Annotated in this window: 19 protein-coding genes; 5 read left to right on the top strand and 14 right to left on the bottom strand. The window is 62.6% G+C overall.

The genetic code is table 11. The features are described 5' to 3' along the window. Positions 1-14: 14 nt before the first annotated feature. The 8 genes from MESCI_RS09950 to MESCI_RS09915 form a co-directional block, all read right to left on the bottom strand. Positions 15-2,342 carry a Tex family protein gene (locus MESCI_RS09950; RefSeq protein ID WP_013529820.1) on the bottom strand — a complete coding sequence of 776 codons (2,328 nt, stop codon included), beginning with the start codon at positions 2,340-2,342 and terminating at the stop codon, positions 15-17. Between the two features lie 126 nt (positions 2,343-2,468). Further along, positions 2,469-3,650 carry a serine hydrolase domain-containing protein gene (locus MESCI_RS09945; protein WP_013529819.1) on the bottom strand — a complete coding sequence of 394 codons (1,182 nt, stop codon included), beginning with the start codon at positions 3,648-3,650 and terminating at the stop codon, positions 2,469-2,471. A 37-nt stretch (positions 3,651-3,687) separates the two neighbouring features. Further along, positions 3,688-4,884, bottom strand: a complete 1,197-nt coding sequence (locus MESCI_RS09940) for a serine hydrolase domain-containing protein (RefSeq protein ID WP_013529818.1) — start codon at positions 4,882-4,884, stop codon at positions 3,688-3,690. A gap of 63 nt (positions 4,885-4,947) precedes the next feature. Continuing rightward, entirely contained in the window at positions 4,948-5,982 is a 1,035-nt protein-coding gene (locus MESCI_RS09935; RefSeq protein WP_013529817.1) for an extracellular solute-binding protein, read from the bottom strand. A gap of 23 nt (positions 5,983-6,005) precedes the next feature. Next, the gene (locus MESCI_RS09930; protein WP_013529816.1) at positions 6,006-6,806 is read right to left on the bottom strand and encodes an ABC transporter permease; all 801 of its coding nucleotides are present in this window, start codon (positions 6,804-6,806) and stop codon (positions 6,006-6,008) included. Next, on the bottom strand, positions 6,799-7,719 hold the full coding sequence (locus MESCI_RS09925) for an ABC transporter permease (protein ID WP_013529815.1): 921 nt from the start codon (positions 7,717-7,719) through the stop codon (positions 6,799-6,801). Before MESCI_RS09925 ends, MESCI_RS09930 begins: the two co-directional genes overlap by 8 nt. A 2-nt stretch (positions 7,720-7,721) precedes the next feature. Further along, positions 7,722-8,816: an ABC transporter ATP-binding protein gene (locus MESCI_RS09920; RefSeq protein WP_013529814.1), complete on the bottom strand. Its 1,095-nt coding sequence runs from the start codon at positions 8,814-8,816 to the stop codon at positions 7,722-7,724. 141 nt (positions 8,817-8,957) lie between these two features. Beyond that, positions 8,958-10,637, bottom strand: a complete 1,680-nt coding sequence (locus MESCI_RS09915; RefSeq protein ID WP_013529813.1) for an amidohydrolase — start codon at positions 10,635-10,637, stop codon at positions 8,958-8,960. A 154-nt stretch (positions 10,638-10,791) separates the two neighbouring features. On the opposite strand from MESCI_RS09915, the gene MESCI_RS09910 reads away from it, so the two are divergent. The 4 genes from MESCI_RS09910 (at position 10,792) to MESCI_RS09895 (ending at position 14,640) form a co-directional block, all read left to right on the top strand. Then, complete coding sequence (locus MESCI_RS09910; protein WP_245265318.1) at positions 10,792-11,553, top strand: TetR/AcrR family transcriptional regulator; 762 nt, start codon at positions 10,792-10,794, stop codon at positions 11,551-11,553. Positions 11,554-11,579: 26 nt separating this feature from the next. After that, positions 11,580-12,611, top strand: coding sequence for a histone deacetylase family protein (locus MESCI_RS09905; RefSeq protein WP_013529811.1), 1,032 nt, complete (start codon positions 11,580-11,582; stop codon positions 12,609-12,611). 551 nt (positions 12,612-13,162) lie between these two features. After that, entirely contained in the window at positions 13,163-13,873 is a 711-nt protein-coding gene (locus MESCI_RS09900) for a helix-turn-helix transcriptional regulator (protein ID WP_013529810.1), read from the top strand. Next, positions 13,870-14,640: a response regulator transcription factor gene (locus MESCI_RS09895; RefSeq protein ID WP_013529809.1), complete on the top strand. Its 771-nt coding sequence runs from the start codon at positions 13,870-13,872 to the stop codon at positions 14,638-14,640. The genes MESCI_RS09900 and MESCI_RS09895 overlap by 4 nt, the downstream gene beginning before the upstream one ends. Before the next feature lie 34 nt (positions 14,641-14,674). On the opposite strand, the gene MESCI_RS09890 is transcribed toward MESCI_RS09895, so the two are convergent. Genes MESCI_RS09890 through motA form a run of 6 tightly spaced genes read right to left on the bottom strand, consistent with a single transcriptional unit; the run spans position 14,675 to position 19,513 of the window. After that, the gene (locus tag MESCI_RS09890; RefSeq protein WP_013529808.1) at positions 14,675-15,112 is read right to left on the bottom strand and encodes a hypothetical protein; all 438 of its coding nucleotides are present in this window, start codon (positions 15,110-15,112) and stop codon (positions 14,675-14,677) included. Next, positions 15,109-16,191, bottom strand: a complete 1,083-nt coding sequence (gene flhB / locus MESCI_RS09885; RefSeq protein WP_013529807.1) for a flagellar biosynthesis protein FlhB — start codon at positions 16,189-16,191, stop codon at positions 15,109-15,111. The genes MESCI_RS09890 and flhB overlap by 4 nt, the downstream gene beginning before the upstream one ends. Positions 16,192-16,200: 9 nt before the next feature. Continuing rightward, positions 16,201-17,211: a flagellar motor switch protein FliG gene (locus MESCI_RS09880; protein WP_013529806.1), complete on the bottom strand. Its 1,011-nt coding sequence runs from the start codon at positions 17,209-17,211 to the stop codon at positions 16,201-16,203. Between the two features lie 43 nt (positions 17,212-17,254). Next, positions 17,255-17,641, bottom strand: a complete 387-nt coding sequence (fliN, locus tag MESCI_RS09875; RefSeq protein ID WP_013529805.1) for a flagellar motor switch protein FliN — start codon at positions 17,639-17,641, stop codon at positions 17,255-17,257. A gap of 16 nt (positions 17,642-17,657) precedes the next feature. Then, positions 17,658-18,605, bottom strand: coding sequence for a FliM/FliN family flagellar motor switch protein (locus MESCI_RS09870; RefSeq protein ID WP_013529804.1), 948 nt, complete (start codon positions 18,603-18,605; stop codon positions 17,658-17,660). Between the two features lie 32 nt (positions 18,606-18,637). After that, positions 18,638-19,513 carry a flagellar motor stator protein MotA gene (gene motA / locus MESCI_RS09865; RefSeq protein ID WP_013529803.1) on the bottom strand — a complete coding sequence of 292 codons (876 nt, stop codon included), beginning with the start codon at positions 19,511-19,513 and terminating at the stop codon, positions 18,638-18,640. Positions 19,514-19,660: 147 nt separating this feature from the next. Here motA and MESCI_RS09860 point away from each other — a divergent pair, with 147 nt between their 5' ends. Continuing rightward, positions 19,661-21,472 carry a DUF1217 domain-containing protein gene (locus MESCI_RS09860; protein WP_013529802.1) on the top strand — a complete coding sequence of 604 codons (1,812 nt, stop codon included), beginning with the start codon at positions 19,661-19,663 and terminating at the stop codon, positions 21,470-21,472. The last annotated feature ends 4 nt before the right edge of the window (positions 21,473-21,476 follow it).

Here is a 21,476-nt window from a genome sequence, read left to right as displayed (position 1 = left end):
TCGTCGCAGAATAGCTACTTTCGCTTCAGCGCATCCGCCAAAGCAGCACCGAACGCTCCCTGTTGCGCCGGCCGCTCCGGCTGGCGTTGCTGGGGTGCCGGCGAACGTGGTGCCGGCCTGCCGCCACCATTGTCGCGCGGTCCGCTGCGCGGAGCACCACCCTCGCCGCTATCCTTGCGCATGGAAAGCGCGATGCGCTTGCGCTTGATGTCGACATCGACGACCCGCACCTTCACCACGTCGCCGGCCTTGACCACCTCATGCGCATCCTTGATGAACCGATCGGCCAGCTGCGAGACATGCACCAGCCCGTCCTGATGCACGCCGATATCGACGAAGGCGCCGAAGGCGGCCACGTTGGTGACCGTGCCTTCCAGCAGCATGCCGGGCTTCAGATCCTTGATGTCGTCGATGCCGTCGGCGAAGGTCGCCGTCTTGAAGCCTGGGCGCGGGTCGCGGCCGGGCTTTTCCAGCTCCGCCAGGATATCGCGCACCGTCGGCAAGCCGAAACGCTCGTCGACGAAGACGCGTGGGTCGAGTGCCTTGAGCGGGGCGCTATCGCCCATCAACGACCGCACATCGCGCCCGCAGGCAGCGACGATCTTCTTCGCCACGCCATAGGCCTCCGGATGCACCGACGAGGCGTCGAGCGGCTCGCTGCCATTGGCAATGCGCAGGAACCCGGCGGATTGTTCGAAGGCCCGAGGTCCGAGCCGCGGCACCTTGAGCAGGTCCTTCCGGCTGGCGAAGGGCCCGGTCGCATCGCGATGCGCAACGATCGCGTCGGCCAGCGATGCGCCCAGACCTGAAACGCGCGCCAAAAGCGGCGCCGAGGCAGTGTTGAGATCGACGCCGACGGCATTGACCGCGTCCTCGACCACCGCTTCCAGCGAGCGGCCGAGACGGTACTGGTCGACATCATGCTGGTACTGGCCGACGCCGATCGATTTGGGTTCGATCTTGACCAGTTCGGCCAGCGGATCCTGCAGCCGCCGGGCGATCGACACGGCGCCGCGCAACGACACGTCGAGACCGGGGAATTCCGCCGCCGCCGTTGCCGATGCCGAATAGACCGAGGCGCCGGCCTCGCTGACGATCACTTTCAGTGGCTTGGGGCCACCGTCCGCCGGCATGTCGGACAGCATGTCGGCCACCAGCTTTTCCGTCTCGCGGCTGCCGGTGCCGTTGCCGATCGAAATCAGCTCGACCTTGTGCTGGCGGATGAGCTTGGCGAGTTCCGCCTGCGTGCCGCGCACATCGTTTCTGGGCGGAAATGGATAGACCGTCGTCGTTGTCAGCACCTTGCCGGTGCCGTCGACCACCGCCACCTTGACGCCGGTGCGGATGCCGGGGTCGAGCCCCATCGTGGCGCGCGAGCCGGCGGGAGCGGCCAGCAGTAGATCCTTGAGGTTGCGGGCAAAGACGTGGATCGCTTCCTCCTCCGCCCGCTCGCGCAGATCGCGCATCAAATCGAGCGTCAGGTGCAGCGACAGTTTTATACGCCAGGTCCAGCCCGCCACCTCCATCAGCCATCTGTCACCCGGAAGGCTGCCGCCGATGGCATAGGCATTGGCGATCATCCGCTCGACCGGCTTCACCGGGGAGGTGTCATCGGCATCGACCTCGATGTCGAGCGACAGCACTTCCTCGTTGCGGCCGCGCAGCATCGCCAGCGCGCGATGGCTCGGCACATTTGCCCAACGCTCGACATGGTCGAAATAATCGGAGAATTTCGCGCCGGCCTCCTGCTTGCCGTCGACCACCCTGGCCCGCATGAAGGCGCGCTCCTTCATGTAGCTGCGCAATTTGCCGACCAGATCGGCATTCTCGGCGAATTGTTCCGAAAGGATGTCGCGCGCGCCCTCGAGCGCCGCCTTGGTATCGGCCACCTCTTCGCTGACATAGGCCAGCGCCAGTTCGGCAGGCACCAATGAGCGGTTCGCCAAGATGGCTTCGGCCAGCGGCCCCAGCCCGCGCTCCCTGGCGATCTCGGCCTTGGTCCGGCGTTTGGGCTTGTAGGGCAGGTAGATGTCCTCAAGTTCCGCCTTGGTGGTGGCGGCGACGATCTTGCCTTCAAGCTCCTCGGTCAGCTTGCCCTGTTCGCGGATCGAGCCAAGGATGGTGTCGCGGCGCGCGTCGAGCTCGCGCAGATAGGCAAGGCGTTCGGCAAGATCGCGCAATTGCGTGTCGTCGAGCCCGCCGGTGACTTCCTTGCGGTAGCGCGCCACGAACGGCACTGTCGCGCCCTCATCGAGCAGTTCGATCGCCGCGGCCGCCTGTTCGGGCCGCGCGCTGATCTCGGCCGCGATGATGGCTGCAATGCGCTTGATGTCGGATGCCATGTCGTTCCTGCTCTCATCCAAAGAGCGGCGACCATAGGCGCAGACGTCCGGCCCGCCAACCGCCGCGCTTCGATCAGCCCGGCGGTCCACAGGAAAGCGTGCGCCAATGTGGCGATCGCGGCGCGCCTAGATTATCCGGCTGAGCGCCTCGAAGAACGCGACGATCTCGATATCGAGCGGATCGTCGACAGGCTGCGGCTGCGACGACATCTTGGCGATCACCACTTCGGTCCTGGGATCGACATACAGCCACTGGCCATGAATACCGATGCCGCAATAGGCGCCGTTCTCGTGTCCAGTCTGGTACCATTTGTTCCGGTAACGGCCTTTGGGAAACAGTGGCAGCATCGCGCCGCGCTGCCAGACGTCCGCACTGCCGCCAGTGCTGGTCGTGTCGCGCACCCAGGCTTCCGGTACGATGCGGCGGCCATTGGCCATGCCACCTTGCCGCATCATCTCGCCGACACGCGCCAGGTCGCGCGGCGTCACCGAAATGCCGCCGGCCGTGCGCGCCGTGCCTTCCATGTCGACGCCGATCGAGGCTTCGCTGACAGCGCCGAGCGGCAGCCACAGCTTCTCGCGCATCAGGTCGGTGAACCGCTGGCCCGACGCACGCTCGAGCAGCAGGCCGAGCAGGTCGGAATTCGGCGAGCGGTAGCGGAAGGTCTGGCCATGCGGCTCTGCAAGGCGTTGCAGGGTCAGGATGAATTCGCGCAGGCTCTCCGTGCCGCCGCCCGGATTCCACAGCGTGGCACGGCGATAGCGGGCGAAAGCACTTTCCGGATCGAGATAGGCTTCCTCGAAATCGAGACTGACGCTCATATCGAGCACATGCCGCACGCTCGCATCGCCATAGGCCGAGCCGGCGGCTTCGGGGATGTAGGCCGTCACCGGCGCTTCCGGGTCGAACACCCCCTCGCCTTCTAGTATGCCGGCAATGATGGCGGTCAGCGACTTGCTGATCGAAAAGATGATGTGGCGGGCGCCGAAATCCATATGCGGCGCGAACCAGTCGCCGACGATCCTGCCGCCTTTCATCACCGTCAGTGCGTCGGTGCTCGAACGTGCGAGAAAATCAGCCACTGTCTCCGGTGTGCCGGCGATCGCGACCTTCTCGCCGAGCAGGCCGCCCATATCGCGCACGGGGGTTTCGACAACGCCCGACGTCGCCGTCACCCGGGCGGTCGGCACCAGTTCGCCGAGATTCTGGAACGACCACCGGTTGAACGGGTTCTCGCGCCAATTGGCGAGCACGACCTGGTTGCGCCGGAAGCCATAGCGGGTCTCGAACACGGTTTTGCCGGTCATGGCGTTTCCTTCCGGGTCGTTTCTTCTTTGTGGGGGCTCAGCGAAGTGCCGTGGCGATAGCGTGCACGGCTTTCAGCGTCGCTATGGAATAGGCACCATTGGCGAAATCCGGCCAGGTCGAAAGCTTCACCACGACCATTCCGGTGTTCCAGTCGATATGGATCATCTGACCGAACACGCCGCGGCACATCAGTGCGCGCGAGCGCGGGTCCTCGATCCAGAACTGGTTGCGATAGCTGCCCTCCGGCAGGCTGGGGCTGAAGTCCGGCCCATGCCTGCCGTTGCGCGTGTCCTCGACCCAGCCGGCCGGCACGACGCCGCCACCATTGTCGAGGATCAATTGGCCGAAGCGGCCATAATCGCGCAGCGTCGCGTTGAAACCGCCGTCGGCCACCGCATAGCCGGCGCTGTCGACCGTGAAGCAGGCGCTTTCATCAGCGCCGAGCTTTTGCCAGAGTTCTTCCGAAACCAGTTGCGGCAGCCGTTTGCCTGTCACCCGCTCCATGATGAAAGCAAGCACGTCGGTCTCGATCGAGCGGTATTCGAATTGAGCCCCGTGCGGACGGATCGTGTCCTTCAAGCCCAGGATCAGCTCGAACATGTGCGAGGGCCAGCGAAAATCCGGATCGCTGCCCGGCGGCACCGGCTTCCAGCCGGTGGCGACATCGACCTGGCCGATGTCGGAATAGCGGTCGGTATATTCCTCGGAGAAACGGACGCCGCTGGTCATGTCGAGCACATGCTGCACATTGGCGCCGGCCCAGCCGGTGGCGCCGAGCTCCGGCAAATAATCCGTGACCGGCCTGGCCGGATCGATCAGGCCGCGCCCGACCAGTATGCCGAACACCGAACCGGTGACGGACTTCGCCATCGACTGCGACAGGTGCAGCGTGCGCTCGTCCATGCCGTTGAAATAGCGCTCATAGGCAAGCTTGCCGTCCTTGAGCACCAGAAAACCGTCCGTATAGGTCTCGTCGAGCAGCCCGGCGAGTGTCGTCGGCTTGCCCTCGCTGTCCTCGACCGCCAGCCCGTCAAGATCGACCACGGCGCGTTCGAGACGGCGGCGATGGCCGTTGCCGCGCCAGACTTCGGCGGTCGGCAGAATTTCACGGATGTGCTGGAACGCCCAGCGGTTCCACGGCGGCCGGTCCCAGTCGAGCTTCGGCGGCACCATGGCGGGCGGCGAGCCCTGCATGATCGGCGGCCGCGGATCGCTGTTGCGATAGGAGTCCATGAAAGCCATTCCCGGAAAAGAAAAGACCCGGCGGCATGTACCGCCGGGTCCGTCATGCAGCGATTACTTCTGCAGTTCGGTCCAGATCTTGGTGTAGATGTCCTGGATTTCAGGCGCGCACATCTTCTGGAATTCGCCCTGTGGCTTCGCTGCGGCCGGAATGACGACTTCCGGCGCATCTTTCATGTCGGCCGGCATGTATTTGTCCGAGCCGGTGATGGCGTTGGCATAGCGGTGGAAGGCCGAGAGGCCCGCCGCGTTTTCCGGATCCATGATGAAGTTCTGGAACAGCTTGGCGTTGTCGACGTTCTTGGCTTCCTTCAGGACGACCACGTTATCGCTCCACAGGCCGTAACCTTCCTTTGGATAATTGTAGTGGATGGCCGGATTGGCCAGCCGCTGGCGCAGCGCCGAGCCGTTCCAGTCGCTGGTTGCCTTGAAGTCGCCGGCGCCCATCTTCTCGATGGTGTTGTATTCCATGGCGATCCAGTTCGGCTTGGCCGCGACCAGCGTGTCACGCACCTTCTTCAGCACCGCCTTGTCGTCCGTGCACTGCTGGCCGCCGACATATTTGATCGCCGCGAAGATGACGTCATTCATCTCGGGAACGACGTTGACCTTGCCCTTCAGCTCGTCCGGCGTGTTGAAGATGATGCCCCAGCTGTCGGCCGGTCCCTTGTAGGCGTCGGTGTTGACGACGACGCCCACCGTGCCCAGCGCCCACGGCACCGAGTATTTGCGGCCTGGATCGAAGTCGGGGTTGGCCCATTCGGGCGCTACATTCTTGAAGTTCTCCATCTTGCCGGGGTCGGTTTCCAGGACAAGGCCTTCCTTGATCCAGATCGGCACGTAGGTCTGCGAGGGTACCGCAATGTCGAAGCCGGTGCCGCCCTGCCGGACCTTGGCAAGCGCGGTGTCGTTTGAATCGTAATCGGTGATGGTCACCTTGACGTTGTATTTGGCCTCGAACTTCTTGATCACGTCGGGGCTGGTGTAGTTGCCCCAATTGTAGATGTTGAGCACGCCGTCGGCGCGGGCCAAGCCCGTCGAGGCGAGCAACGCCAACCCCATGGCGGTTGCTGTTGTCTTCCAGTTCATGGTTTTAACTCCCATTTTTCGGTTCAGTCTCGTTTCCTGCTGACGAAGAAAAACAACGTGACGATGGCGACCGAAAGCAGCAGGAAGGCGGTCGATATCGCGTTGATCTCGGGTGTGATGCCGCGGCGGATCTGGCCGAGCATGTAGGTGGGCAGCGTGTCCTGGCCGCCCGATTTCACGAACTCGGTGATGACGACGTCGTCGAGCGAAATGACGAAGGCCAGCATCAGCCCGGCCAGGATGCCGGGCCACAGGAGCGGCAGCGTGATGCGCCGGAACGTCTTCCAGGGCGTCGCGTAGAGGTCGGCTGCGGCACGCTCCAGCGTCAGGTCCATATTCTCAAGCCGCGCCCGGATCGGCAAATAGGCAAAGGGAATGCAGAACGCCGTGTGCGCGGCGACCAGATAGCCGATGCCGGAATAGCCGGTGAAGATCTTGATGCGCGAGAAGAAGATCAGCAGCGCCACGCCGGTGACGATCTCGGGCACCATCAGCGGCTGGTTGATCGCCGCATACTTGAAGGTGAGGCCGGGATAGGACGCGGTGCGGGTGGTGGCGAGCGCCGCCATGGTGGCAAAGATCGTGGAGAGCACCGCCGCGATGGAGCCGATCTGGAAGGAACGCAGCGTGGCATCGACGACCTGCGTGTTCTGCCATGCCGACTGGAACCATTTCAGCGAAAAGCCGCCCCATTCGGAGGTCGAGCTCGCCGCGTTGAAGGCATAGATGACCAGCACGATGATCGGCAGATACAGCACGATAAAGCAGGTCGCGGCGATCGCGCTGAATCCTGGCTGGTGCTTGATGGAAAAGTTCTTAGCCATGACGCACCCCCGACTTGCCGGCATTGCGCACATAGGCAAGCAGCGCCACCATGACGATGATCATGACGGCGATCGACAGCGCCGAGCCGAGTGGCCAGTTGCGGCCCTGCCCGAACTGCAATTCGATCAGGTTGGACAGCATCATGTTCTTGCCGCCGCCAAGCACGCTCGGTGTCACATAGGCGCCAAGCGCTGGAATGAAGACCAGGATGGAGCCGGCGATGACGCCCGGCTTGACCATCGGAAAGATAATCCGCCGCAGCACCTGGAAGCGCGTGGCGTAAAGGTCGTAGCCCGCCTCGACCAGCCGGAAATCCAGCTTTTCCATGCTGGCGTAGATCGGCAGCACCATCAGCGGCAGGTAGACATAGGCCATGCCGATCAGGATCGCCGTGTCGGTGTAGAGGATCTGGATCGGCGCCGAGATGATGCCGAGCTTGAGCAGCATTGTGTTGATGATGCCTTCGTTGCGGATGATCTGCAGCACTGCGAAGGTGCGGATCAAAAGGTTGGTCCAGAACGGAATGGTGATCAGGAACAGCCAGAGATCGCGGGTCTTTTCGCTGCGCGTCGCCATGAAATAGGCGGTCGGGAAACCAAGCACCAAGGTGGCGATCGTCGTCACCACCGAGAGCTTGATCGAGCGCAGGAAGATGGTGACGTGGGCGGCGGCGATCGAAAGCGTGTCGTCGAAGATATCGCGTTCCAGAAACACCGCTATCCAGGCTTCCGGCGAGAATTGCCACTTCACGTCGCCATAGGAGCCTGGCGTCAGGAACGAGTAGACGAGCACGATCAGCAAGGGGCCGGTCGCTGCGAGGAAAATGACCAGCAGCGCTGGCGCTGACAAAAGCCAGCGGTCGCGGACATCGCGCCGCTCCGCTGCCTTGGCGACTTCTTCCGCGGTCGCCATCGTCAGTCCTTCAGGACCTGGGCGGCATCGCTGCCGATGAGGATGCCGACCGCGTCGCCCTTCTCGAAACCGCAGCCCGCGCTGCGCGTGTTCTGCTGGCGTACGGTGAAGAGTTCGCCGCTGTCGAGATGAACATGGATGTGGGTGTCGGTGCCGAAATAGACGATATTATCGACCCTCCCCGACAGTTCGCCCTTGGCCTTGGTCAGCTTGGCGTGTTCAGGCCGAACCACGACCGTGGCATTGGGCTTGGGCTGGAAACCCTGGGCCACGGTCGCCTCGATGGTCGCACCGGACTTGAGCGTGGCGCGCGCCTTGCCGTTGGCCATCTCGCTGATGGCGGCCGTCAGGAAGTTGGTTTCACCGATAAAGTCGGCGACGAAGCGTTCGGCCGGCTTGTCGTAGATATCCCAGGGCGAACCGACCTGGAGGATCTTGCCCGATGACATGACCGCGATGCGGTCGGACATGGTCAGCGCTTCTTCCTGGTCGTGGGTGACGAAGATGAAGGTGATGCCGGTCTCGTGCTGCAGCCGCTTCAACTCGATCTGCATCTCCTTGCGCAGCTTGTAGTCGAGCGCCGACAGTGGCTCGTCGAGCAAAAGCACCTTCGGCTGCGGTGCCAAGGCGCGGGCCAAGGCCACGCGCTGCTGCTGGCCGCCGGAGATCTGGCTGGTGCGACGACCGGCGAGTGCCTCCATCTTGACCAGCTTCAGCATCTCGGCGACGCGCGCCTTGATCTCGGCCTTCGGCTTACCCAGCATTTCCAGGCCAAAGCCGATATTGTCGGCGACCGTCATGTGCGGGAACAGCGCATAGGATTGGAAAACGGTGTTGACCGGCCGTTTGAAGGGTGGCAGCGGCGCGATGTCCTGGCCGTAGAGCAGGATTTCACCGGCGGTTGGAAAATCGAAGCCGGCGATCAGCCTGAGCAACGTCGTCTTGCCGCAGCCGGATGGCCCCAGCAACGTGAAGAATTCGTTCTCGCGGATAGATACCGAGACCGTGTCGAGGGCAGCCACCTGCCCCTCACCTGATCCGAAAATTTTGCTGACGTTTACTACTTCAATCGCATTCCGATCCGGTTTGTCCGGCACGATTACGCCTCACTGTTGACCCCGCTCTTGCTGGCGGAGCTCTTCCCCTGTTCGATGTGACCACATGGCCGGTGGGTTGGCAAGCCCGGCATTGGGTCACAGTTCAGTCAGTCATTGAGGCCTGCAAGCCCCATGCCATAGTCAGGCCTGATAGGTGATCTTGCCGCCGCAAATCGTCGTCACCGGCCGCACCTTGTGCAGATCGGCCGGGGCGGTGTTCTCGATATCCATCGACAAAACCACCAGATCGGCCATGTAGCCCGATCTCAGCGTGCCCTTGCGGTGCTCGGCGAATTCGGCGTAGGCGCCCTCGATCGTGTAACCGGCGATCGCTTCATGCAGTGAGAAACTCTGGTCCGGGTCGCTTTCTGCCCATGGTTTGCGCAACACTGCCGCCTGAATGCCCAGGATCGGATCGATCGGCGACACCGGCCAATCGGATGCGAAGACGACATGCGCGCCGGCATCCTTCAAGGTCCGCCAGGCATAGCTCAGCGGCCAGCGTGCCGGCCCGATGCGCGACACCGTCGGCTCCAGCGGAAAATCCATGGCGCCGGGCGGATGCGGCGGTTGCATGGAAGCAATGACGCCGAGTTCTGCGAAACGCGGCACATCCGATGTGGTGGTGACCTCGATGTGCTCGACCCGATGACGGCTGTCGCGCTTGCCGTTCGCCTTCTGCGCCGCCTCATAACCGTCCAGCACCGCGCGCACCGCGCCGTCGCCGATCGAGTGCACGGCGATCTGCAGCCCGCGCCTGTCGGCCGCGACGGCCAGATCGATGAATTGTTGCGGCGTGAACAGCGGCTCGCCCACCCAGTCGGGCCGGTCGGCGTATGGCTCGACCATGACAGCTGTCCAGGAGTCGAGCACCCCGTCGTAGAACACCTTGACCATGCCCGACGACAGCCATTCGCTGTTGTAGCTTTCGGCCATACCAGATGCCTTGTCGAGCATGTCGAGCGTCATGAAATTCTTGTAGTGGAACGGGATCTTGACGCGGCAGGGCAAGCCTTCCTCGGCTTCGATCTCGGCCAGCAGCTCAAGCTGATAGAGGTTGCCGTCCATGTTCTGGATCGAGGTGATGCCGTGGCGGGCGCACCAGGCGAGCCCGCGCCGCATAATGTCGCGATCGGCGTCCCGCTCGGCCGCCGTCGGCATCGGGTCCGGCTCGCCGCCGGTCGACAGCCCCAGCCGCACCCGGCTTTCGCCGGCAAGGTCGAGCACCGGGCCAAAGGCCTCGCCTTCGCGCAATTCGCCGGCGGCCAGTCCATCGTCACCCATGACAATCTCATTGCCAGGGCCGAGCGTGCGCCCCTGCAGGATGCCGGCCATTTCCAACGCCTTGGTGTTGGCCCACATGGTGTGATGGTCGGGCGCCGCCATGCAGAACGGACGATCGGGCAAAATGGCGTCGAGGTGACGGCGCGTCACGCGCTCGCTGCCGAGCACGGTGTAGTCGACGCCTTGGCCGACCAGCATCTTCGCGTCGGGCCGGGTAGGCGCATAGTCGCGGATCGCCTTCTGCAGCGCCTCGAAGCCATGGATACCGGTGAGTTGAAGGTGGGCAAGTTCAGCCCCGCCCGAAAACAGATGCATGTGGGCTTCGATGAAACCCGGCAGGACGGAGCCGCCCTTGGCGTCGATTACCTTGGTGGCCGGTCCCTTGAACTCTTCGATGGAGGCGCGGCTGCCGATGGCGATGATTGCGCCGTCCTTGACGGCGACGGCCTCGGCGGTGGGATTGTCGTCGTCGATGGTCAGTACACGACCATTGATGACGATCAGATCCGCATTGTGACCTGCACCTGTGACAGACATCGCGACTCCGCGCTTTTGACGACTGACTGAGACCGACAACCTCTTGGCCAACGACCTGCCACTCCACCGGAGCGGCGCCATGGGACGAAAAAGAATGCCAGCGCGCTGTCTTGGAAATTCCCCTTGTCATCCCAAGAGGCAGCGTGGATAAAGAATGCGACTGATTATTCGCGTTTGTCAACATACCGAATCTGGAATGTGTCGTGGACAGCAAGCTCCCACCATGTTGAGACCGGGCGGGGAACGAGGACATCGGACGGTGAAGCGCAGTCTCGACCGCAAAACCAGGATAGCGCTCGAACCGCGCAAACAGCCGCGGCAACAACGCTCCAGCAAGGTGGTCGACCGGATTCTCGACGCAGCGCTGGTCTTGACGCGGGAGCAAGGAACCAAGACGCCGACGACGCTCGCCATTGCGCAGCGCGCAGGCTTGTCGGTTGGTTCGATCTACCAATACTTTCCCAACAAGGAAGCCATTCTTCTGGACCTCGCCCGGCGCTGGCTGTCATCCTTTCCCGAGGTGATCGCCAAGCGTATCAAGGTCGCCCCGCCCACCAACCGTGAAGAGTTTCGGCAGGAAGTGCGCAAGCTCTTCATCGACACGTCCAGACTCTACCTCGAAAACGCCAGCCTGATGCCGGTGATCGAGGCCATTTCAGGCAACGCCGACCTCAGGCCGATCCAGAACGAATATGACGAGCAGATCATCGCGCTCTACGCCGCATGGCTGCAGCATGTGAACCCGGCGCTTGAAGACAAGATCGCCAGCCGGCTCGGCGTGCTGATGATGGACGTCGGGCACGCCTGCCGGCTTGTCGGGCTGAAAAGAGACCGCAAGACATACGACCTCATCGAGGACGATGTGGAAAGAATGTGGCTCGCTCTGGTGAGCCCTTATCTCAATCTTGAATCTTGACTGATTTCGCACTTCGAGAGGAATTTATGAAGACTGTTTTCTCCCCCCTTCACGCCGGCCATGCCGGTCAAATGGAACTGGTCACATCAGCCATCGTGCCGGGTTTCGAAAAGCCATCGAGGGCCGAATTCATCAAGGCACGGGTCGAAAGCGAGAAACTGGGTCCCATCATCGCGCCGCACGAACATGACCTCGCCGCCGCCAAGCGCATCCACAAATCAGACTATATCGACTTTCTCCCGATGGTCTGGCCGCAATGGCTGGAAGCAGGCCTCACAGGCACGGCGATGCCCTTCACCTGGCCGACGCGCGGCCTGCGCGGCGACGTGCCGCCAAAGCGCGTCGACGCGCTGCTCGGCTATTATTCCTTCGATGCCGGCGCCACTTTCGTCGAAGGCACGTGGGCCGCGATCAAGTCTTCCTACGACGTAGCGCTGACCGCCGCCGGCCTGCTCAAGGATGGCGAGGCTTCCGCCTTCGCGCTCTGCCGTCCGCCCGGCCACCATGCCGGGGCTGGCTTCATGGGCGGCTACTGCTACATCAACAACGCCGCCGTCGCCGCGCAATGGTTCCGCGACCACGGCGCCAAACGCATCTCGATCCTCGATGTCGACTACCATCACGGCAACGGTACGCAGGAGATCTTCTACGACCGTGCCGACGTCCAGGTGCTCAATCTGCATGGCGATCCGATGGTCGAGTACCCGTTCTTCCTCGGCCATGCCGACGAACGCGGCGCGGGTGCCGGCGAAGGCTTCAACATCAATTATCCGATGCCCTTCGGCACCGACTGGGATGCATGGAACGCCTCGCTCGAGGATGCCTGCGGCAGGCTCGCCGCTTATGCACCGGATGTCGTCATCGTCTCGCTGGGTGTCGATACGTTCGAGAAGGACCCGATCAGCCAGTTCAAGCTGAAGACGTCTGATTATCCCAAGATCGGCCGCCGCATCGCCAGGCTCGGCCTGCCGACGCTGTTCGTCATGGAAGGCGGCTATGCCGTCGAGGAGATCGGCATCAACGCGGTCGGCGTGCTGACCGGGTTCGAGGATCGGTAAATGCCTGTCGTCCAGGAGCATCTGGCGATTTTGGGACAACGACAGGCATAAGCAAAGGACCACCGGGACCGGGCGGCAACATCGCCCGGCTCCCACTATCGGGCCAAGGCACCAGTCTTCGGCACAGCAACCGGCGCGCCCGTCTGTCCAATGCTCCCGACCCTGGCGAAATCGACCAGCCGCCGAGGTGGCCGGCGAAGATTTTCGCGTCCCGGTCTTCTGTCCAGGGCGCGAAAACCGACTTGTGAGTCGCACATGAGTCCACCGGATTCGATTTTGTCAAATCGCGTTTGATGTCAGATTCAACTGCGGGTAGATTAGACCCGAATCAGCCGGTCCTGGGGGGCGCGGCGACCACCCAAAGTCTTTTGTTCCGGAGCTTTTCCGGCACCAGACGCGGACGGCTTCGCGTTCCCTGAATGGATTCGGGATTTGGTTCGGTGCAGCCCTGCGCCACGCGTGTGTCTTCGTCAAAGTAATGCGTATTCGGGTTCGGCGGCTGGCTTCCAGTATCCGGACAGCAGAAACGATTCCGGCCAAAAGCAACAAGAATGAGCAGTCCCGCCGCACGTCTTCAATCCGACACATTGGGCTCGCGCCTGACGTCGCGCGGCGATCTCACCAGCTTTTTCATGCAACTGACCGCCGAGATCGGCGCCGACAGCTACATGTTGGTCGCCATCGTCCACGACCAGGACCGCAACGATGCGCGCATCGTCTCCTCCAACTGGATTTTCGATGCCATCGAGCTGATCGGCAAGCGATTGATCGCCGGGCTTGCGCAAGGCGCGCTCACCGTCGCGCCAGGCATCCGCCCACAGCCCCTGGTGGCATCTCGGGCACCAGAAGCAGACGGATTGGTCACCGGCGAGGAAGCCCGCCTTCTCGACGTGCTCGGCCATGCCGAAATCTATTCGCTGCGCCTCAATGTCGGCCGCCAGCGCCTGTTTGCCCTGTTCTCTGCGGCGACCGCCGGCAGCATCGACCAGCCGGCGCTGATGCGCGCGCAGCTGAAATGCTGCTACGCGCTCTCGCACATCCCGCAACTGATTGCCGCCGCCGCCATGCAGGACCCGTTGTCGGATCGCGAGCGCGAATGCCTGTTCTGGGTTTCCGAAGGCAAGACCACCGACGAGGTCGCCGTCATCCTTGGCGTCTCCTCCAACACCGTCAACAGCTACATCACCCACGCCATCCAGAAATTCGCGGCCAGCAACCGCGCGATGGCCATCGCCACGGCGATCAGGAGCGGCATCATTTGAAACACGCCGATATCAAGGAAACGGCCGAAGCCCTTTTCAACGAGCAGCGCAACCCGTTCGGGGCCTTCACCCTTGGCTCCGAAACCCATCACGCGGTCACCATTCCCGATGCCGTGCGCCGCTGCCGCTGGATCGCCGTTGACATGAATGCCTCGGCTTTCGGCCTCTTCTTCGTAAGCCCCTCGCCCGAGCGGGCGCGGCTCGTGCCATGCTTCGATTCCGATTATCCCGGCATTGCGGTGGCGACCAAGTTCATCTCAGGCGCCAACGGCGAGGAGATCGTGCGCCACACCCGCATCTCGACCGAACCGCGCTGGTGGACGGATGACGGCGTCCCTGCCACGGCGGAGCTGTTTGGCGATTTCGCCTGGACCGAGCGGATGGCGGCGCTGGTGCCCGGAACCAGCGGCATCGCTTTTCCCGTGCACGCCGACCGCGGCCAATGCGGTCTTGTCGTGTTCCTGGGCTCGGAGATGACCTTGCAGCAGGATGCGCTCTACGAAGTACACGCCCGCTGCTTTTCGCTGTTCGCCGCCGTCGCCCGCATCCGTCCGGGCGATGCCGGCCGCATGCGTGCAATCTCCAAGCGCGAACTCGAATGCCTGAAGCTGACCGCCAACGGCAACACCAGCGAGGAGATCGCGCGACTCCTGAAACTGTCGGTGCACACCGCCAACCAGTATCTGACCCAATCGACCCAGAAGCTCAACGCCGTCAATCGCAACCAGGCCGTTGCCAAGGCGCTGCGGCTGGGCTTGATCGAATAGGGGAATTCGGCAGCGCTTCGAAAGCGACCGACGGTCAGCGATAGGCCAGCGGCTCGACCTTGCGGATACGCGCCTCTTCGATCACCGCTTCGAGCAGCGCCGTGTTGCGCTCCGGGTCTTCGCCCGGCTTCTCGAACGATACGTAGTTGACCGCCACCGACGCGCCGAGCTCGCTCAGCGTCAGCTGGAAATAGACGGTGACGCCGGGCGGCCTCAGTTCCAGATCGAGCACGATGCGCGGGCTGCCGCTCCAGTCGACATGCGCCTCACCACCATGGCCGAGCCGCAGAGTGCCCGGCATGAAGAACAACTCAACCGCTGAATCGACCAGGTCCGACAGGCACGCGAAATGCTCCAGCCGGATAAAGGCGATGTAGTCGGCGACATCGATCAGCCTCAGTTCCCTCACCACCTGCTCGATGGCGCTGGCGACGATGATCTCGCGGGATTTTGCGTGCGGTTGCCGGTTCATGAAATCTGTCTGCGCTCAGCCTTTTTCGAGTAGACGATCCGCACCAGTTCGGCGACGGCCTGGTAGAATTGTGACGGGATCACATTATCGACCGAAACTTGCTTGTACATGGAGCGGGCGAGCGCCACGTCCTCGAAGACCGGGATGTTGTGTTCCCGCGCGATCTCGCGGATCTTGAGCGCCACCAGATCCTGGCCCTTGGCCAGCACCATGGGCGCCGAGTCCTCGTCGCGCACATATTTCAGCGCGATCGAGAAGTGCGTCGGGTTGGCGATGATCAGCGTTGCGCGCGGCACCGCCGTCATCATCCGTTTGCGCGCCCGGTCGCGCGCCAGCGAGCGCAGCCGCGACTTGACGATCGGGTCGCCCTCGGACTGTTTGAACTCGTCCTTGACCTCCTGCTTGCTCATGCGCAGATCCTGCTTCCAGTGGAAACGCGACCAGACGATGTCGACTGCCGCGATCAGCCCCATGACGAAGACGATGGCCACCAGGATGTCGACGGCGATGCCGCGGATGACGAGACCGAAGGCGATCGGATTGGTGATCATCCCGGCGAGCAGCTTGCGGTGGTCTTCCGACAGGGTGAAGCTCAGCACGACGATGGCAAACCCGACCTTGCCGAGTGACTTCAGGAACTCGACCCAACCCTGGATGCCGAACAGCCTGTTCCAACCCTTGGCGATCGAAATGCGCGAGAGTTGCGGCCGGACCCGCTCGCCTACGAATTGCGGCATGTTCTGGAACACCGAGGCGCCGACGCCGGCGACGGTCAGCAGCACCATCAAGCTCAGGACGGCGCGGCCGACCTCGAGCAGGACGATCTTGTAAAGCGCGATGACGTCGGTCTCCGTGTCCATCGGCCAGGCTTCCGGCTTCTCCAGGAACATCGACAGGAACATGCCGAGATCGATGATCGCATCCTTGGCGTAGAAGACGGTGAACACCAGTATGGCAACGAACGAGGCAAAGAGCGCTGTCTCCCGCGAATGGGGCAGCTTGCCCTGTTCGATGGTGTCGCGGATCTTCTTTTCCGTCGCCTCTTCGGTTTTCGAATCCTTGTCGACCGCGTCAGCCATGGCGCGGTCCTAGGCGGCGTCTTGGGTCGAGGGGAGTTCGAAGGCGCCTTCGCGCGACAGCCGGATCGTCGTCGTGACGATCGTCTTGCGGGCCGCCATGATGTCGGCGAGGGGGATCCCGTCCGAGCCCTGCCCGAGTTCGGCTTCGATCATGCGCCGCGAGCGGGCGCCGATGGCCGACAGCACCGATTCCGCGAGGGCGGCCGACGTGCCACGCAAGGCCAGCGTGACCAGCTCCGTCGATAGCCCGTCGAACAGCAGCACCCGCGCTTTCTGGGTGAGCAGCGGCAGATCGTCGAAAGCAAACAGCCGGGCTCGCACGCCGTCGAGATCAGGCGTGCCGGCGGCTTCCAGATCCTGCATCACCTCCTCGAGCAGCGGCTTGTCGAGTTCGTTGAGGACGCTGGCGACACGCGCCTGCCCGGCCGAGGTATCCTTGGTCGAGGTTTCGGCCAGCACACTGGTGCGCAGCCGGTTTTCGACGATCCTGGCGGCAGCGTCGGGAACATTGGCCATCGTCACCATGCGCTTGATGATTTCTCCACGCATCGGCTTGGTCAGTGTCAGCAGCACGCTCGCCGCCACCTGCGGCGCCAGCTTCGACAACACCATGGCCGCTGTCTGCGGATGCTCACCGGCCAGGAAGGCGCCAAGCCGCGCCGGCTCGAGCTTTTCGAGCTCGGGCCAGATCGGCGGCGGACCTTCCGGTGCGACCTCGAATTTCCTGTCGCCCATGATCGCGCTCATCTCTTCGGGCGAGAGCGATTCGTTGAGGATGGTGTCCATCCTGTCGGCGGAATCGAGCAATCCCGCCCCTTCGGTGAACTCGGCCTCGAACTCAGCGACGATGCGCTCAAGATCGCTTTGCGGAATCGTCCGCAGCAGCCGGGCGCCCTCGATCAGGGCCTTCAGTTCTTCCTGCTTGAAGAATTTCAGCAGGCGGCTGGCCGACGGCTTGCCCATCGCCACAAGTATGGCGGCCGCCTTCTGCGCGCGGGTCAAGGTCACCGGCGTCGTCATGCCACTCGCCTCCGCTGCCACCGGCAAGCCCCGCAAACCATGTCTAGGCGCCCTTCGTGCCGGCGATGATTTCGGTCAGCCTGATGCCGAAGCGCGAAGGATCGCTTTCCAGCACGGTGATCTCGCCGCGCGCGATCTTGCGGCCGTTGACCACGACGTCGACAGGTTCGCCGATGCGGCGATTGAGCGCCACGGTCGACCCTTTTTGCAGCGCCATCAGATCGGAGACCGGCATCTCGGTGCTGCCGAGGATGATCTGGATATCGACGGGGATGTTCATGATCACGCTCGAATTGGCCGACGAGGCCGCCCTGAACGCCGCATCGGGGCGTTGCTCCTCTTCATGCAGGACCCCGCGCAATTCTTCGATGGCACGGTCGAGTTGCTCGTCCGGCTGGTCGAGGTCGGCTTCCGCCTTGGTTTTGGCCATGATCGTCTCCAAATGCTCAGGCGCGTCCGGCGGCAGCCGGCATCAGCCCGTCGATAAAGTCCTGCCCGGCATCGTAAGGTTGCCTGATCCGGACGGTGTAATTCTGTCCCAGTTTGCCGAACTCGCATACGAACAGCGTCTTGCCCCGTGCGCTGAGACGCGCCTGGGACTGGGCCGTTTCCTCGAATTCGATGACATCGCCGATTTCGAAACCGGCGAGGTCGCCGAGAGTCAGCCGCGCCAGCGGCATCGTGGCCTCGAGCGCCACGGTGGAGCGCATCACCTCTTCCGAAAAGCGGGCGCGCCAGCTGGGGCCGTGATCGTCGTCGCTGACAGGCACGGCTCCGTCGCGGCTGGCCAGCACGACGCGCTGCGGCATCGTCACCGTCACGGTGCCACTGTCGGCCGGCGTCGAGATGCCAAGCACGATGCGGATTGCCGCGCCATCGCGCAGCACGTACCGCTTCGCCTCGGTGCCCGACATTGCCCGCGGCGCGGGCAGGCGCAGGTCGAGCGAACGCTTTCCCGATCCGTTGAGGGCCTGTGCGACCTGCTGGAACACCATGGTCGAAACATCGATTTCGATTTGCGACAGATCGCGTTCGATCGGCGATGCCGGCAGATCCGGGTCGCCGCCGAACAGCGTGCAGACCATGATGGCGATCGCCGGAGCATCGATCACCAGGGTCATCGCATCGGAGGACGCCGACGAGCCGATCACGGTCATCGCAAACGTGTCGCCGGCACGCGAACGCGCCTCGGGAACGCGGCTGACCTCGATCGCTTTGAGATCGACGACGACCGGAACGCCAAACTCGCTGGTCAGGGTTTTCTGCAGCAGCGGCACGGCGCGTTCGGCCATGGCGCGGCCTGCGTCGATGACCTGCGCGGCCTCGCCGCTGTCGCCGACCAGACGCTCGATGATCAGCGAGCGCGCTTCCGCTGGACTGCCCAGGCTGGTCATGACAGTGCCGGGACCGATCTGTCGCGCATCGTTCAGGCGGCCTTCTTTTCGACGGTGCCGGTATTCATCGTGCTCTGCTCGACCGCGTCGATCGTCGGCCGTTCATAGGACGAGATGGTCTTGCGGCCGAACTCGATCGCCACCTGCGGCAGCGCGCCGTTCATGTAGGCCAACAGCGTCTGCTTGACGATGATATAGAGGCGGTTCTTCTTCTCGCGCACTGTCTTGATCTTGGTGGCGACCGGTCCGACCACCGAATAGGACAGGAAGATGCCGAGGAACGTTCCGACAAGTGCGGCACCAATCAAACCGCCGAGAATTTCCGGCGACTGGTCGAGCGCGCCCATCGCCTTGACCACGCCGAGCACGGCGGCGACGATGCCGAGCGCCGGCAGGCCATCGCCCACCGCCACCATCGCGTGATAGGCCTTCATCTTGTCGGACCTGATGGTCTGGATTTCTTCGTCCATCAGCGCCTCGATCTCGTGCGAGCGGGCATTGCCGATGATGATGATGCGGCAGTAGTCGCAGATGAAATGCGTCAGGTCGTGGTTATGCAGCACGGTTGGGAACGCCTGGAAAATCGCCGACTCTTCCGGATTGTCGATATGCGCCTCGACCTCGCTGCGGGATTTCGAGCGCAGCTCGCGCATCAGCGAGTGCAGCACGCCGAGCGTTTCGAGATAGTCCTGTTCCTTCGGCACCGCCTGCTTGAAAGCTTCGAGAATGCCCTTGCCGGTATCCTTGACCGTCTTCATCGGATTGGCGACGAGGAAGGTGCCAAAAGCCGCACCACAGATGATCACTGCCTCCCAGGGCTGGATCAGCACGTGAAGATGGCCGCCCATGGCCATGAAGCCGCCAAGGACGCAGCCGAGCGTTACCACCAGTCCAATCAGAATGCCCACGACAGGTCCTTCCGCATTTCACATCAGGAGCTAGGGATAGCCCCCGTGCCTTGTGTGAGGCTTGAATCGAAGGCGTCGGAGACGATTCAGTTTCGCGCAAGGAAGTAGGGGTATTGTCCGGACATAGCTTCGGCCGGAGGCACCTCTTTGCTTAATACCTTTACCAGCTACCAGCTCATCACCAGGGACATTTCAAAGTCGATCGACAGGATCGAGCAGCAGCCCGTGGTTGATCGCGACACCAAGTATTATCTGGACAACATCACCAAGGTGAAATCGATCGACGATTTCGTCAAGAATGACCGTTTGTTCAAATATGCCATGAAGGCCTACGGGCTCGAGGACATGGCTTACGCCAAGGCCTTCATGGTCAAGGCACTCAAAGAAGGCGTCTCCGATCCCAACAGCTTCGCCAACAAGCTGACCGACAAGCGTTACGCCGAATTCGTCAGGGCCTTCAATTTCGCCGCCAACGGCACCAGTACGACTGTCTACAACAAGGCGCAGCAACTGGTGACCAGCAACTATGCGCTGCAAGTCCAGATCGGCGCCTCGCAGAAGGGGCTCCCTTACTACCAGAGCGAAACCGCCTACTACGTCACCAACATCGCCAAGGTTAAATCGGTCGACGACCTGATGGGCGACAGCCGCCTGCTGACATATGCGATGGCCGCTTTCGGACTCGACGCCGCAACCGAACCTGCCGCAACCGTCAAGGCGATGCTCGAAGGTGGCGTCAGCGATCCCGACAGTCCTGCCAACAAACTGCCCGACAAGAGCTACGCCAAATTCGTCGCAGCCTTCGACTTCGCCCAGTATGGCGATCAGACGACCATGCGCGACGATGTCCAGCAGGCGGTGCCGAAAGGATACATGGCCGGAGCCGGACTGACATTGGTCGAGCCAAGCGCGCAATATATCAAGGGCGAGGCCGACTATTACGCGGCAAACATTTCCAAGGTGACGTCGATCGACAACCTCATGGCGGACAAGCGCCTGCTCACCTTCGCCATGGCTTCCTACGGACTTGATGCGTCAACCGAAACGCCGCAGCAGATCCGCACAATGCTCGAGGGCGGCGTCAGCGACCCCGAAAGCCCAGCAAACAAGCTGACGGATAAACGGTACGCCAACTTCGTCACGGCCTTCAACTTTGCCCAATATGGCGATCAGACAACGTCGCGCGACGAAGTGCAGAAAGACACGCCGAAAATCTATACGACGGAGTCGGCGCTTGGCCTGATCGCGCCGAATGCGGACTACATCAAGTCGGAGACCGCGTACTATCTTGCCAACGTCACGAACGTGAAATCCGTCGACGACCTGATGGCCAACAGCCGATTGTACAACTACGTGCTCTCGGCCTACGGACTGGACCCGGCGACGGAAAGCAAGGACCTCATCCGCAACGTTCTTGCCGGTGGCATTCGCGACGCCGACAGCGTCGCCAACAAGATGACCAACAAGGCCTATGCCGGGCTGGCCGCCGCCTTCAACTTCGAACAATACGGCGAAGCGGCCACCACCATCAATCCGGCGCAGCAGCCGACCGTCGACAAATACATGCGCCAGACCCTCGAAGAGGATGCCGGCCAGACCAACCAGGGCGTGCGGCTGGCGCTTTATTTCGATCGCAAGGCCCCAACCATCACCAGTTGGTATGACGTGCTGGCCGACACTGCGCTTGCCAGTGTCGTGCGCACCGTGCTCGGCCTGCCCGATTCCTTCGCCACCGCCGATGTCGACAAGCAGGCGCAGCTGTTCGAGCAGAAACTCGACATCTCGGATTTCTCCGACCCCGAGAAACTCGGCAAGTTCCTGACGCGCTTCACCAGCATGTACGAGATCAACAACCCGACTTCATCGGCCGTCACCTCGGTCAGCGTGCTGTTTGCCCAGCCACTCACCGTCGGCATCTCCACCGACCTGATGATGGCCATGCAGAAACTGAGGTTCTGAGACC

Origin of the sequence: Mesorhizobium ciceri biovar biserrulae WSM1271 (assembly GCF_000185905.1) — a bacterium.
Lineage (GTDB): Bacteria > Pseudomonadota > Alphaproteobacteria > Rhizobiales > Rhizobiaceae > Mesorhizobium > Mesorhizobium ciceri.
The sequence above is the reverse complement of the archived record's forward strand: the minus strand, read 5'-3'. Positions and strand labels throughout refer to the sequence as shown.